At 37.3% G+C, this 15,558-nt stretch carries 13 protein-coding genes; 3 read left to right on the top strand and 10 right to left on the bottom strand.

The window, feature by feature from the left end:
• Nucleotides 1-59 precede the first annotated feature (59 nt).
• From ccoG to M030_RS0107905, 3 genes are read left to right on the top strand one after another with little or no spacing between them, the layout of a single operon-like run.
• Entirely contained in the window at nt 60-1,514 is a 1,455-nt protein-coding gene (gene ccoG / locus M030_RS0107915) for a cytochrome c oxidase accessory protein CcoG (RefSeq protein WP_027373013.1), read from the top strand.
• Nucleotides 1,515-1,523: 9 nt separating this feature from the next.
• The gene (locus tag M030_RS0107910) at nt 1,524-1,976 is read left to right on the top strand and encodes a FixH family protein (RefSeq protein WP_027373012.1); all 453 of its coding nucleotides are present in this window, start codon (nt 1,524-1,526) and stop codon (nt 1,974-1,976) included.
• Nucleotides 1,967-2,725 (top strand): sulfite exporter TauE/SafE family protein, encoded by a 759-nt coding sequence (locus M030_RS0107905; RefSeq protein WP_027373011.1) that lies wholly within the window; start codon nt 1,967-1,969, stop codon nt 2,723-2,725. Before M030_RS0107910 ends, M030_RS0107905 begins: the two co-directional genes overlap by 10 nt.
• Before the next feature lie 120 nt (nt 2,726-2,845).
• On the opposite strand, the gene serS is transcribed toward M030_RS0107905, so the two are convergent.
• From serS to M030_RS0107855, 10 genes are all read right to left on the bottom strand, one after another.
• Nucleotides 2,846-4,114: a serine--tRNA ligase gene (serS, locus tag M030_RS0107900; RefSeq protein WP_027373010.1), complete on the bottom strand. Its 1,269-nt coding sequence runs from the start codon at nt 4,112-4,114 to the stop codon at nt 2,846-2,848.
• Nucleotides 4,115-4,179: 65 nt separating this feature from the next.
• Entirely contained in the window at nt 4,180-4,698 is a 519-nt protein-coding gene (locus M030_RS0107895; RefSeq protein WP_027373009.1) for a hypothetical protein, read from the bottom strand.
• A 38-nt stretch (nt 4,699-4,736) separates the two neighbouring features.
• Entirely contained in the window at nt 4,737-6,635 is a 1,899-nt protein-coding gene (gene asnB, locus M030_RS0107890; RefSeq protein WP_027373008.1) for an asparagine synthase (glutamine-hydrolyzing), read from the bottom strand.
• Between the two features lie 62 nt (nt 6,636-6,697).
• A complete protein-coding gene (locus M030_RS0107885) occupies nt 6,698-7,951 on the bottom strand; it encodes a polysaccharide biosynthesis C-terminal domain-containing protein (RefSeq protein WP_027373007.1) in 1,254 nt (417 codons plus the stop codon).
• A gap of 5 nt (nt 7,952-7,956) precedes the next feature.
• Complete coding sequence (locus tag M030_RS0107880; protein WP_027373006.1) at nt 7,957-9,090, bottom strand: glycosyltransferase; 1,134 nt, start codon at nt 9,088-9,090, stop codon at nt 7,957-7,959.
• 95 nt (nt 9,091-9,185) lie between these two features.
• Nucleotides 9,186-9,674: a hypothetical protein gene (locus M030_RS0107875; protein ID WP_027373005.1), complete on the bottom strand. Its 489-nt coding sequence runs from the start codon at nt 9,672-9,674 to the stop codon at nt 9,186-9,188.
• Nucleotides 9,675-9,862: 188 nt separating this feature from the next.
• On the bottom strand, nt 9,863-10,648 hold the full coding sequence (locus M030_RS0107870) for a (Fe-S)-binding protein (RefSeq protein WP_027373004.1): 786 nt from the start codon (nt 10,646-10,648) through the stop codon (nt 9,863-9,865).
• A gap of 78 nt (nt 10,649-10,726) precedes the next feature.
• On the bottom strand, nt 10,727-12,058 hold the full coding sequence (locus M030_RS0107865; protein ID WP_027373003.1) for a (Fe-S)-binding protein: 1,332 nt from the start codon (nt 12,056-12,058) through the stop codon (nt 10,727-10,729).
• Between the two features lie 9 nt (nt 12,059-12,067).
• Complete coding sequence (locus tag M030_RS0107860; protein WP_027373002.1) at nt 12,068-13,018, bottom strand: MlaD family protein; 951 nt, start codon at nt 13,016-13,018, stop codon at nt 12,068-12,070.
• A gap of 129 nt (nt 13,019-13,147) precedes the next feature.
• A complete protein-coding gene (locus M030_RS0107855) occupies nt 13,148-15,298 on the bottom strand; it encodes a peptidylprolyl isomerase (RefSeq protein ID WP_027373001.1) in 2,151 nt (716 codons plus the stop codon).
• Nucleotides 15,299-15,558: the final 260 nt, after the last annotated feature.

Genomic DNA, 15,558 nt, shown 5'->3' with positions numbered 1-15,558 from the left:
TGTTATTAGATTAAAAATAGTAACGAATTATGTTTTTTCTTTTTTAAACATATTACAACATGTCAGACATAGAAGAAATAGAAGTACGAGGCGGACAGGGACAGGTTCTGGACCCTGAAACTTACAGAGATTCTATCGGGACAATGGAGCAATCCGGTAAGAGAAAATGGGTATTCCCGAGAAAACCTAAAGGGAAATACACCAACTACAGAAATCTTGTAAGCTATGCATTATTAATTATTTATTTTTCATTACCGTTCATCAAGATCAATGGTAACCCATTATTGATGTTCAATGTAATAGACAGAGAGTTTTTTATCTTCGGACAACCTTTCTATCCCCAAGACTTTTTTATCCTTACTTTAGGTGCTATCGCATCTTTGATTTTTATTATCGTTTTTACGATTGCATTCGGAAGAATTTTCTGCGGGTGGATATGCCCTCAGACAATTTTTATGGAATCTATCTTCCGTAAAATCGAATATTTGATTGAAGGTGACCGAAACAAGCAAATGAAGCTGGACAGACAGGAGTGGAACAGCGAGAAAATCTGGAAAAGAACCCTAAAATGGTCTGTATACATTGTGATCTCACTGATCATCACTCACTTTATGTTTATGTATATTGTGGGGTACGAAGAAGTATTTAAAATCGTATCTGAAGGGCCTTTTGCCCATCCTACCAATTTTATCGTAATGATTCTTCTTACTGCTGCATTCTATTTTGTATTTGCATGGTTCAGAGAGCAGGTGTGTACCCTGGTTTGTCCTTACGGAAGACTTCAGGGAGTACTGATTGATAAAGATACCATCAATGTTTTTTATGATTTTAAAAGAGGGGAAAACAGAGCAAAATGGAGAAAAGGAGAAGACAGAAAAGCAGCCGGAAAAGGTGATTGTATCGACTGTCACCAGTGTGTGGTTGTTTGTCCTACAGGAATAGATATCAGAGACGGGCAACAGCTGGAATGTATCAACTGTACAGCTTGTATTGATGCCTGTGACGAAGTAATGGAGAAGGTAGGCCTTCCGAAAGGATTGATCCGATACGCCTCTGAAAATGAAATTGAAAAACAAACTCCGTTTAAATTCACGGGAAGAATGAAAGGTTTTGCAGTATTCTTACTCCTGTTAGTAGGATTCCTGGGATACCTTCTGTACAGCCGTGGCGAAATGGAAGCTAAATTCATTAAACCTGCAGGAAGTACATTCTTTGTGAAAGAAGGGAAAATTATCAATACCTATAATTATACGTTCCTGAATAAAACGAACGATAAAAAACTTGTGACCATAAAAGTAATTGCTCCGGAGCATGGAGAAATCACCTATAGTGCCTCAAGTAAAATCCAGGTAGACCGCGACAAAATCTCTAAAGGGACAATCAATATCAGTTTCCCTGAAGAGGAAATGAAGCTTTCTAAACAAAACATTACCATCGGCGTTTACGACATGAAAGGTAAACTGATCGATTCATATCAAACTTATTTTGAAGGACCATTCAAATTACAATTTTAATTAAAAAAGATGAAGAACTTTAGTTGGGGACACGGTGTTGTACTTGCATTATTTGCATTTATAGTTTTTATACTTTCAATGATGTTTCTTTTCCCAAACGGGCAGAAAAACTCTGAAATGGTAACTGATAACTATTATGAGGAAGAACTGAAGTACCAGGATGTCATTGATGCTAAAAAAAGAGCAGATGACCTTCAGGAAAAACCTGTGTACAGCCAGAATACGAACGGAATTAAAATCACTTTTCCAAAAGAATATAATAACTCAAATACTACGGTAAAATTTGTTTTAAACAGAACCGACGACCAGAATTTAGATATCAAAAAATCTGTACAGCTTGATGCACAGCAGTCTTTTACCATTCCCGCACAGGTATTAAAAATGGGGAATTATACTTTGAGACTGAACTGGACAAAAGATAAAACAGAATACAGAATAGACTATGATGTGATATGGAAATAGGACTTGTGGTATCGGCTATTGCCTTGGGCTTCGCTTCCGGTTTTCACTGTATCGGAATGTGTGGTCCTATTGCTTTATCGATGGGATTAACCAAGAAACAGGCGGCTAATTTCTACCTTCAGAACCTGACCTATCAATTGGGAAGAATTTTCACCTATTCTTTGCTAGGTGCATTGTTGGGTATCATCGGACAGGGATTTGAAATGGCAGGATTTCAAAAATACCTGACCATTACTGCAGGTGTTCTGCTTATTATTATGGCGGTATTTTCATTTGGAGGAAAAGATTTTGCTTCAAAAATTCCTTTTCTTTCTAAATTTTTATATTCAGTAAAATCGAATTTAGGCAGATTACTTCAAAAAGCAGATTACCGTTCAAGGTTCTCGACAGGTATTCTGAACGGATTTCTTCCATGTGGTATGGTTTATATGGCACTTACTGCCAGCCTTGCGAGCGGAGGAATATGGCAGGGAGCTCTATATATGGCTTTATTTGGGTTAGGAACCCTTCCGTTCATGTTTGCTGTTGTTTTGGTCGGAAACCTCATGAATCAGGCTTTTAGAATCAAGGTTTTAAAAGCAGTTCCTGTGATCATGATTATCCTGGGAGGATTGTTTATTCTCCGGGGCCTGGAACTAGGGATTCCTTATGTTTCTCCAAGAGCAGAAGCTATGACCATCTCCAAGGATCATAATGGAGCCAACTGCCACATTGAAGGCCACGATCATACCTCTACAAACTGCCACTAAACCTTGCTTCACTATTTTAATATCGCGAGATACACTTTAAATGATCATCATAACGGAATACAATAAAACCTCCTATCAGAAGATAAGAGGTTTTTACTTATTTTAAATCGTTGATTCTGTTTAGTTGATCACGTCAAATCTTGCATATTCTGCAATTTTCTTTGGAAGCTTAATTCCTTCCTCCGTCTGATTGTTTTCAAGCAATGCAGCCATGATTCTCGGTAATGCCATGGCAGAACCGTTCAAGGTATGAACCAGCTGAGATTTCCCATCAGCTTTGTAACGGCACTTCAGCCTGTTGGCCTGGAAAGTTTCAAAATTGGAAACAGAACTTACTTCCAGCCACATTTCCTGAGCAGCACTCCATACTTCAAAATCATAAGTCATTGCTGATGCAAAACCTGTATCTCCGCCACAAAGTCTCAATACTCTGAAGGGAAGTTCAAGATCTGTAAGAATTTCTTTGATATGCTCTACCATTTCTTCCAGAACAGCATAAGAGTTTTCCGGTTTTTCGATCCTTACAATTTCTACCTTTTCAAACTGATGAAGACGGTTTAATCCTCTTACGTGGGCACCGTAGCTTCCCGCTTCCCTTCTGTAACACTGAGAGAATGCCGTATTTTTAATAGGAAGGTCTCTTTCATCCAGCAAAACATCACGGTAAAGGTTGGTTACAGGAACTTCTGCAGTAGGGATCAGGTATAATTTATCTTCGTTGATATAATACATCTGACCTTCTTTGTCAGGCAATTGACCGGTACCAAATCCGGATGCCTCATTCACAACGTGAGGAGGATTTACTTCTGTATACCCTTTATCAACATTTTTATCAAGGAAATACTGCACCAGGGCTCTTTGTAATCTTGCTCCTTTCCCCAAGTAAACAGGGAAACCGGCTCCTGCAATTTTTACCCCTAATTCAAAATCGATAAGGTTGTACTTTTTTGCCAGTTCCCAGTGAGGAATTGCTCCTTCACCAAGCCCTTCTACGGTATGAGACTGGAAAATGATTTCATTGTCATCAGCTGAAGCACCGCTTTTTACCAATTCATTAGGAATATTAGGAAGCTGATACAGAATATCAAGCAAAGCAGTTTCTTTTACCTCCAACTGAGATTTCAATTCTGAACTCGACTCTTTATATTGTGCTGTTTTAGATTTTGCCGATTCCGCTTCTTCTTTCTTTCCTTCCTTCATCAAAAGTCCGATTTCTTTGGAGATTTTGTTGATCTCGGAAAGCTGGGAATCTAATTCAAACTGGATTCTTTTTCTTTCATCGTCAGCAGCGATAGCCTCGTCTACCAACTCAAGATTCTTGAATTGTCTTTTTTTAAGACCTTCTAAAACGCGCTCCTTATTGTCGCGTAAAAAATTGACTTGTAACATTTTATTTAGATGTTAAATATTAGATGTTTAGCTTAAAATAAGCTAACAATTGTACAAATTTAAAATTATTTTGTGATAGTAAAGGTATTTATTGAAGTTGGGGCATCAGCATTTTTAGAAAATACTTCTGTTCCGTCGTATAATACCTTGGAAACCTGGAACAGTGTGGGCGTATTACGATATTGAACTTCCAGTATTCCTGTAACGTTATCATTTACATTCGTACTTTTTGTAAAGGTAATCTGCATTCTGGAAAAGTATGAATTGCCTGTTCCCGGATTATCAGGGCTTATAGAATCCATTCTTCTTCTTTTCGCTCCTGCCAGATATTCCATATAAAACAAAGAATCCGCGGTCATTCGTAGCGGAATTGTTACCGGAGAAATATCTCTGGTTCCAAAAATATCATTGACAGCATATCCGGTATAGGATCCCGGCTTTTTTTGATTCAGAAGATCCTGTCCGGCAGCGTTTTTCATATAGATATTAAGTACCTGATCTATTCTCTGCAGAGAATCATCATCACTTTTACAACTTACAAGTGCAAAGATCGCAACAAGTATACCTACAAAATATTTCATCATAATTACAAAGGTAAAATATTAATCTTTAGACTGCTGCTTTATTTTTCAAAATATTTCTGATACCAAAGCTCAAAAGTAACCAGCTGCCAGATTTTTACAAAATCATAATCGTCTTTGAGATTATACCACCATTCATCAATGACATCCGGATTAAAAAAATTTCTCTTCTTTAGACGTTCAAGATTTTCTGATGCAAAATCCCTGACTGATTGCTCGTTTTTAAGATAATGATGGAGGGGAAAAGAGAACCCTGTCTTGGGCATATTCAGTATTTCTTCCGGAAGATACTTTTTCGCGGTTTTCCGCAGTAAAGGCTTATTCTGTTTCCCGGTAAACCGTATGTTTTCGGGTAATGAAGCCACATAATCAATTAAACTGTTACTTAAGTACGGATAGCGAAATTCAACCCCATACTTCATAGCGCTCAGATCATCACGGAAAACATGGTGTGAGGATAAAGAATATTTCATATCATATTCAAAATATCCTGAATAATTATTTGATTCTGATAAATGATAACGGCAAAGATTGGTCGTTATACCTTTATAAATTTCCGGACGAAAAATATGCTTTGCCTCTGCCGGTCTCATTCCGGTTTGACTCTGACGGAAAAAATCGAACATACAATTCTGGGAAAAATAATTTTTAACCCTCCCGGAAAATTTTCCTTTCGTAACAATCAATGGACTGATAAAATTAAAATTTTTCATCATAAGCCATCTGCTAAGCTTCAATGTGTGGGAGTAGCCTCCGAAAAGTTCATCTGCGCCGTTTCCGCTCAATACGACCTTACATCCATTTTCATGGGCATATTTTGCAGCATTCATCAGTACTTCAAGACTACTGTAGGGCTCTTCAAAATGCTGGATATTTTCTTTAAGCTGCTCCAGTATTTCTTTGTCACTTACTTTTTCTACATGATGAATAAGCTCAAAATGTTTTGCTGCCAATGAGGCATTCTTAACTTCTTCTTCAGAAAACTGGTATGAAATGGTGTATGCAGTAATATCTTCGTTAAAAGGTTTTGATTTTGAAGCAATTAACGTTGAATCTATTCCTCCACTCATCATAACGGTAACCGGTACATCTGCATACAGCTGTTCCGAAATACTTTTTGATAATAATGTGTCGACTTTTTTTATCGCTTCTTCCTCTGTGATACTTTCATTAACTTTCAGCGGTAAACTCCAGAACTTTTCCGTGGCGAAGGTTCTATCATTTAAATCAACAGTCATGAAAGCTCCAGGTTCCAATGAAAATATATGTTGAAAACAGGTTTCCGGGGCTAAAGTAGTCTGAAAAAGGAAATTGGTATATACTCCGTTCCAGTTGATTTCCGCCCTTACAAATTCATGTTTTACAATGGCCTTTATTTCTGAAGCCCATACTAATCCGTGCTCACCCTGATGATAGAAAAGGGGTTTCATTCCTACCCTGTCCCGCGCCAGAACCAGTTTTTTACGGATAAGGTCTGTGATACATAGCGCAAACATTCCGTCGAGCCTTATCAGCATTTCAATTCCCCATTCCTGATAAGCTTTGATGAGAACCTCGGTGTCGGACTTACTTTTAAAAGAATATCCTAAAATTTCAAGCTCTTCCCTGAGCTTTTTAAAATTATAAATCTCACCGTTAAAGGTAATGATGATTTGTTCATCGTCTGAAAGCATCGGTTGGTGACCCTTTTCAGAAAGGTCCACAATAGACAGTCTTCTGAAACCCAGAGCAAGATCAGACATTTCTTCACCAAGAATCGGAAATTGTCTTTTAATTCCGGATGTAGAATCTTCTCCGGAAAAAGATTTTCCAAAGCCGTTTTTACAGATCCAGAATCCTTCATCGTCAGGACCGCGATGTTGAATTGCCTGATTCATCTGCAGAATATTTTCAGAAGAAATATTTTGATAGAATGAATAATAGCCGCAGATTCCGCACATAATAAAAGCTTATAAGAATGTAAAAATAAGGAAATGTCTTTATGTGTAACCTTTACGAATGTTTATTTCTTCAAAAGTTTATTCTTCAAAAGCATTATTTCCTTTCTTGAAATCATATAATCTCTCCATCGAAAGGGTGTAGAGTGGTAAAATTTTCTGAATAAAACAAATGAGGAAACCAGATAAGAGGCTGTAGTAGCAAAGCAGGCTCCAAGAATTCCCCATCTTGGTATGGCAATGAAAGAGAAAACTACCGTTACGACCAAACCTACAATGGATTTGATATTCAGGATTTTTAACTCTCTGATTCCTGAAAAGTAATGCCCCACCATATCACTTACAGCAATACCTAAAATGCCCGGCGTCAAAAAGAAAATAATCTCTTTTGTATCCCGGAATTCTTTCCCGAAGATGAACAGATACACTTCTGAAGGAACTATAATAACACCTGCCACAAAAACAAGCATCAAAGTAAATGTCAGTTTTAGAGAACCTTTAGTTTTAGCAATGGATTCTTCCCTGCTTTTACTGTTGACCACATCTGAATATAAAACCACTGCAATACTTCTGGTAATGGTCCAGATGGCCTCTGAAAAGGTCACTCCGATTGAAAAAACACCTACACTGGCAATTCCTTCAAAATATTCTAAAAAATAAAATGACAACCTGTAATTTAAAAACTGTACGAAAGCACTCAACTGGGTTTTCCAGCCATATTCAAACATATTTCTGGACACTACTTTTGAAAATGAGACTTCAGAGAGTTTACATTTTCTGATGATCTGAAAAAAACTTGTTACAAATAAAAGAACCAGGCAACCGATCTGTGCCATAAAATATACGGATACATCCTTGTACCCAAATCCATATACTAACAGCATGATAAAAACAACGTGTACCAGTTGCTGTAACACAGTGTAAGTATTGAACTTCCTGATATTCTGAGTGCCTATAAACAGACCGATATTGGTTGACAGTAAAGAGGAGAATACTGAAATTCCTATAAGATACATCAGATATTCGCTCTGAATAGAGGTAAAACTAAATAAAAACGGAACGAAAAGACCAATAAATAAAGACCACAGATAAGCATACAGCAGAATTTTTTCCACCTTAAACCTTGAAGCAAAATAAGATGTACTGCTTCCTGAGAAAATACTGCTGAAAAAGCTTACCGCAGCAGCATTGGCAATCACAATAGAAATGGTACCTTTCCCTTCACTTCCCCACATATTGGTAGAAAAAATCACCAGTCCGAAACTTAGAAACAAGATCAGGAAGCGTGAAATGAAAGTTTTAATGATGGTAAGCTGCATGGCAATTATTGATCAATAGCTCTTTTCACAAAATCAAGAAAAGAATGATTGATTATTTTCCAGTTATATTTTTCTCTAAAATCCTTTTTTGCATTCAATGCATGTGTTTCGTAAAGGTGAGGATTTTTAACATATTTTATGATAATATCTGAAATTATTTTTTCATTTCCCGGATCTACCAGATACCCAAAGGAAAGTTTACCAATATGTTTCCGTATTCCCTTTAGGTTTGAATAGATCACCGGCTTCCCCGCTGCCATAAAATAAAACAGTTTTATCGGTAACGAATGATGATTCTCAAAGTTAAACTCCCGGAGATCAAAACAAAGATCAGCGTCACTAAATGCTTCGGTAAAATGTTCAAAAAAAGTTGGTTTCCTCACTTCAACACCATCAAAATTGTATTCGTTCAGTAATCCTGCAAAATAGTCTTCATCACTTTGTTGACGTGTCCCTCCGATTATTAAAACCTTGATTTTCAATGACGGCAGTTGTCGGCGTACTTGAGCAACGGCCTTAAAAAAGTTTCCAATTCCTTTATCTTTTGAAATATGACCGGTATAGCACAGGGTAATCATCCCGGGGTCAAGTTTTTTGATATTTTCACTGGTATAAGCCGGGTCAGGATAATACGGAAGAATGATGTGCTTTTTAAACCAAAAAAACCAGGCCAGAGGGAACTTTTTTGTCTGTTCCCCAAAAATAAAATGGGTGCTTAAGAATCCGGCATAAAGGTTAATGAGAAAGAATTTTACCGCATGAACAATATTTACAGGAAAGCGATAGCCTTCAAGCATTGACATTGCAGGATACCATTCTGTAACGTCATAGAGGCAACTTACCTTGTGTTCCTTGACAAACTTTTTCACAGCAATGACCGCCAAAGGTTCAGAACAGATTATACAATCAGGTTGAAAGGCATCACAGACCCTCTGAAAAACCTGCTTTTTTATTGCAATACTTTCTTGTAAAACGGAATAAGCTTCTATTGAAACCCCATCAATAACACCCTGATAATCTGAGCACAAACTACAAATCCTGACTTCATATCCCTGCCTGCTAAGTTCTCTTGCCTGATGATAAAAAATTCTATCATCTTTATAGCTATGGGAAGTCGTCAAAAATAGTACCTTAAGCATTAGTTTTTCTGAGATGTATGCAAATATACATTAAAACAAAAAAGTGGAAAACACGTTTCCACTTTATGATTTATAAGCAAAATAAGCTTATCTACTTATTTTATAGAAGCTGCCCAGCTTTTTTCCAGAGGCAATACAAAATGGCTTAGAAAGTCAAGATAGGTATTTTTAGAAAAGTCAAAAACCTGGATATCTTGTGCCAGTTCTCCGTTTCGCAGTTTATTTTTGAAATCCTGAAGCTTTAATGTTTTTACTTCTCCGTTTTCGATAAAACTTGCCTTCATCCTGTCGAAAAGTCCCAATTGGTACTCTTCATCAATTTCTCTCATTATTTTCCCTAATGCATCTATACTACATCCTGAAGCCATTTCCTTTTCCTCGTCTACACATACTATGATAAACTGGTTCTTTTCGATTTTAAAAGAAGAAGAAAGGGGTTTCCCGTGCGCAGCCCATGTAGCCAGGAAATCGAATAATTTCTCGGTGATAGCCTTTGCTTCTTTTGTTTCAAAAGGCCTTGAAGCCGGGTATATAATAACTCTGTAGTCGTTGGTTTCTACAATATTAGATTCTTCGATTTTCATATCCAAACATTTATTTTTGTTACAAACCACCAGTTTTCACGTCCCTTTCGGATCGGAAAATCTTGCTAACGGTGATTCCGCATCGTATTAAATTAAAGTATAAAATTAAGAAATATTCCTGACTTTGTAATACATAAAAAACCCAGACAAAAGCCTGAGTTTTTATTTGTATTTTTAAATGCTGTTCTCTACAAATCGTCAGCTTCGGCAAGAAGCTCTACGATGTCTTTTACAGCTACTTCTGTATTTTTATTAAAGTGTTTTACCCCGTCCGTCATCATGGTATTGCAGAATGGACATCCGGTAGCAATTACTTTAGGTTCAAATGATAAAGCTTCTTCAGTTCTTTCAATATTGATGTCTTTATTCCCTTTTTCAGGTTCTTTAAACATCTGTGCTCCTCCTGCCCCGCAACAAAGACCATTGGTTTTGCAACGCTTCATTTCTACAAGTTCTGCATCGAGTTTTTCCAACAATAGTCTTGGTGCCTCATACTCGTCATTGGCACGGCCAAGATAACAAGGATCATGGAAGGTAATTTTCTTTCCTTTGAAAGCCCCACCCTCAATTTTTAATCTTCCTTCTTCCATTAAGGTTTTTAGGAACTGGGTATGGTGTACCACTTCAAAGTGCCCTCCAAGGCTTGGATATTCATTTTTAAGGGTGTTGAAACAATGCGGACATGCCGTCACAATTTTCTTCACCTCATAAGCATTCAGAACCTCAATATTCGTCAATGCCATCATCTGGAATACGAATTCATTTCCTGCTCTTTTTGCAGGATCTCCTGTACAGCTTTCTTCCTGTCCCAGAACAGCGAATTCAACGCCTATTTTATTTAATATCTTGCAAAATGCCTTCGTAATTTTTTTAGCACGGTCATCGAAACTTCCGGCACATCCAACCCAAAATAAAACTTCGGGAGCTTTTCCTTCGGCAGCATATTCTGCCATTGTTTTTATATTGAAATCCATTCTAAATCAAATTTATCAATATATCAATGTAACAGTTTACCCATGATTTTAGATTGTTACATCGTTACATTATTTACATTAGTTTTCTGTTGCCCAATTCAGACGGTCAGCCTGGTTATACTGCCAAGGTGCAGCATTGTTTTCCACATTTGTCATCATCAGATTCAGTTCCTGCGGAGCCGCAGACTGTTCCATTACGAGGAATCTTCTCATTTCAAAAATAATAGAAAGCGGATCAAGCAGCACCGGACAAGCTTCTGTACATGCATTACATGTTGTACAAGCCCAAAGTTCTTCTTTTGTGATATAATCGTTCAATAACTTTTTACCGTCATCAACGAATTTTCCGTTCTTATCAATATTTCTTCCTACTTCTTCCAATCTGTCCCTAGTTTTCATCAGGATTAATCTCGGAGAAAGTTTTTTGCCGGTAATATTTGCCGGGCAGACAGAAGTACAACGTCCGCATTCTGTACATGAGTACGCGTTAAGTAATTGTACCTGATTCAGGTCAAAAATATCTTCTGCTCCAAATTTAGAAGGTGCTGCCTCTGCTTCCCCTTCGGCCGGAGCGGCATAAGGATCTGCATTAGGATCCATCATCAACTTAATTTCTTTTGTTACAGAATCAAGGTTGTTGAATTTGCCTTTTTTATCAAGATTAGCATACCATGTGCTTGGGAAAGCAAGGATAATATGTAAGTGCTTTGAATAATATAAATAATTCATGAAGAACAGAATCCCTACAAAGTGGAACCACCATGCTCCTTTTTCTGTGAAGAATAAGAATCCGTCACTAAAATTATTGAATATAGGGCCCAGTATAGCAGAACTGATCGGAAAACTTCCCAGCTCATGAAGAAGACCTCTTTGTTGCAATACCCAATCGGCAGCATTCATTTTAAAGAAAGCCATCATTAAGGCAAATTCGATGATAAGAATCCAGTTTGCATCATGTTTTGGCCATCCGAAAAGTTCTTTCATAGTCAATCTCTTGACACCATAAAAGTTTCTTCTGATGAAAAATACGACTACACCGATAACGACAAGAAGTGCTAAAACTTCTAATGTTGCGGTAAAGAAACTATAAAAGCTCTCACCGAAAACGGAGGCAAGAAAACGATGTGTTCCAAACAATCCGTCTACAATGATTTCTACCAGTTCAATATTAATAATAATAAAACCTACGTACACAAAAACGTGTAAAATCCCTGCAACAGGACGTTTTACCATTTTGCTCTGTCCCATAGCTACTCTTGCCATGGTACTCCAGCGCTCAGATTGTCTGTCGTTTCTTTTGATTTCGTGACCTAATCTTATATTTCTATAGATCTTCTGAAGGCTTTTGGCAAACAATCCAAATCCGGCCACTAATAAAATAAGGAAAATAATGTTATCGATGTACTGCATAAGGGCGTATTAGTCTTTATTGTTTTTACCGAAAACTGAGAAATTAATATATCTCTTAGGGTGTGCTTTCATATCTTCAATCAGTGAGTTCAGATTGGAAGACGCTGTATTAAGATTATTATAAAGTTGCTCATCCTTCATCAGTTTACCTAAACTTCCCTCACCTCTATCTATACCACCAACTACCTGATTCAGTTTTCCGACTGTAGCATCTAAATTGGCAATGGTAGCATTCAATTGTTTCGTATCGATACTTTGAGCAAGATTTCCGTATTTATCCAGTGTTACCTTTCCGCTTTGCATTGTAAGGCTTGCGTCGTCCAATACTTTCTGAAGTTTAGGATCATTGTGTCCTACCAGATTATTTACGTTTCCGGCAGTAGTCTGCAACGCACCCACTGTTTTGTTAAGGTTTGATAATAAAGCTTTGACTTCGGCTCTATTTTGTGCATCTACCAACAGGTTGGCATTTGCCATCAGAGAGTCTACTCTGTGCAAAACAACTTGTAACTGGTCTTTTACAGGACCTACCTGAGAAGAAAGGCTTCCCAGTGTTCCTAGTTTGAAAGCTCCTTTCAGAGTATCCCCATCCTTTGCCGTTGCTCCGCCATACATCAGGTTTACCCTCATTTCTTTCCCGGACATTAATCCCGGTTCGAAAATTTCCAATGTTGAATTTTTGGAAAATTCAAATTTGTTATCGACAGTAATTTTCACCACAAAACTGATTTTACCGTCTTTTGCGGTCTGAGGAATGATCTTATCAACCTGCCCCACCTTCAATCCATTGATTGATACGGCTGAAGACTGTGCGAGACCCTCCACATTATCATATTTTGCGTAAAATATATTATCGGTAGTAAAAAGGCTTTTCCCTTTCATAAATTGAAACAACACTACAAAGCCTACAATAGCTAAAAGTGCGATCACACCAGCTTTTAATTCTTTACTGAACTTCACTTGCTAATTTTTTTCTAATAAGCAAATATAGTACATTTTAAATAAATCTTTCCCGATATTGTTCTGCGTTAAATACAAAAAAGCGACAAAATAATTTGTCGCTTTTATATTATTGAAATAAATTTCTGATTATTGTTGATTTCCAACTTTATTCCAGATCTCAATTCTGTAGTCCTGGATGTCTGCATTGTCTTGAAGACTCTTCATCCAAGCCTGTCCGAACATACCCGCATTTCTTTGAGTAATAGATTCCGTAAACTGCTTAAGGTCACCAGGCTGTTTGTTTATAGTTTCTGATTTTTTGATCAGAACATATACTCCTGTTCCTCCTTCAACCGGATTGGAAAGTTTACCTTTCGCTACTCCGAATGCAGCTCCTGCAACCTTAGGTTCCATAGCTCCTGCAACTGAAGGATTCAATAGATTTACCTGAGCACTTTGTTTTGTAGCAGCAAATAGTTTAGCAATCTGATCTAAGTTGGAAGCTTTTGCTCCTGCAATCTTATCAGAGATTTGTTTTGCAGCTAATTTATTTTTAACAATAACTTCAATCTGATCTCTTACAGATTCCGGATCAGCAAGACCTGCGTCCTGTTTTCCATTAAGGTATACTATAATTTTATCACCTGTTCCGTCTACTGTGAAGAACTCGGTATCACCTTTAGATCTTTTCTTATCGAAAGCCCAGGCTAAAATATCTCCGTCTTTTTCTGTTCCTAAACCTTGAAGCTGACCGTCAAATCTCTTTGCCATCTTCGGATTAGAGAATTGGTAATTTCCTTTCTTAGCAATATTCACAAAATCGTTGAAAGATTTACCTTGAACCTGCTGAATGAATTTTCTTGCATTCTTATCCGTTTCAGCTTCTGTAGCATCAGAAGGTTTGATTTCTTTGATAAGATTTGCCACCTTATAACCCATTGATCCGGATTTTTTATCCTCAATATTGATGATATGATAACCAAACTGAGTTTCCACTACTCCGGTAGCACCTTTAGGGTTGTTGGCAAGGTAAGTTAGGAACTCAGGAACAAACGGCGTTTCCGGAGTTGTCCAACCAAGACTACCACCTTGTGCTGCAGAGTTCGGATCACTTGAAAGTTTCAGGAATTCTGTAAATTTAGCAGGAGTAGCTTTTACGATAGCTCCGATAGAGTCTGCCAATTTCTTAGCCTGCTCTTTGGATCTTGTCACTCCTTCTCCTGCAGGGCTTCCTTTGAAAGCAATCAGGATGTGTCTTGATAATGTAGAATCAGAAGTCTTTTTACCTACCAGTTTAGAAACTACATAGAAGTTTTGTTCTTTGTAAGGACCAAAAGTCTGTCCGATAGCAGCGGTTGCGATCTGACCTTGTATCGTTGCAGGCAATTGGGTAGGCTTTACATACTGAGGGTTGAAAGGCATATCAGAATTAGCCATTACAAACATCGAATCGTTCTTCGTGTTCTGGAAATTTTCTGTACCTCCGCTAGCGTCTGTACCTCCTGAGTATAATTTTGTAATTTCTTTCATCGCTGCTGCATCATCTGCTGCACTTGGCTTAGAAGGGAAATATACAATACCAAGATTTCTGCTTGGCTCAGCTTTAAACATTACAGGGTGCTGTTTGATGTAATTGGCAAGATCTTCTGTACTAACGTTAATTTTAGTTTTTTGAAGATATGCCGCATAATCAACCTTTACAAAGTCGATATCAGCAAGCTGATCTCTCTCCTTCATCATCTCTTCAGCTTCTTTTTTACCTGTTGTAATCCCTGCTGAAATATTGGTAAATACCTGTCTTGCCATCAATCTGTATTCAATAGTCTTTCTTGTCTTCAACCATTGAGTATATCCTTGAGGATTGGTATTTTTTAATGTTTCAATTTCTTTCTTTAGCTCTTGAGTTTTAAAATTACCTTTCTCATCAAAGAACTGTTGATTCTGAGCAAACATTTGATCATACTGGATCTGACTCCAGAAATAATCATCCGTCATTTCAAAGCCCAATTTCTCAAATTGTTGCTTGATAAGTTTAGATTGTACAAGTAACTGCCACGCCTGCTCTTCAAGACCGTTTTTCGGACGACCCTGTTGCTCAGCCTGTTGCTGCAACACGAAAAGCTGATCATTGAACTCTTCGCGGGTGATTTTCTCACCGTTTACTTTTCCTAAAACGTCAGGATTTTTACCAAAAACCTTGTCGATACTATCGGGGTTCACCAAAAACGCCAAAAGCGCTAAGGCTATTACTCCCATTAAAAGCCAAGGCTTACTCCTAATCTGTCCTAAAATTGCCATTTTATAAATTATAGTTTTTTATCAGTTTGCGAAAATACACATTTTTAAGAAATTACAGAAGCAGAAGTTCTTTATTTTGCTTTTTAATCTCAAAGATTATTAAAAAAAGGAAATTTTGACCATATTTTTTAGCAAAAAACAAATGGCATAAGTATTGTGCAATCTAAGACATTATAATATGCTACACGTTTTCAGGGCATATTATAAAAAATCACTTTAACGATTAAAAACGAAAATGACAATTTGTCATTCGATTAATT

Source organism: Chryseobacterium sp. UNC8MFCol, from assembly GCF_000482305.1.
Classification (GTDB): Bacteria; Bacteroidota; Bacteroidia; order Flavobacteriales; family Weeksellaceae; genus Chryseobacterium; species Chryseobacterium indologenes.
The sequence above is the reverse complement of the archived record's forward strand: the minus strand, read 5'-3'. Positions and strand labels throughout refer to the sequence as shown.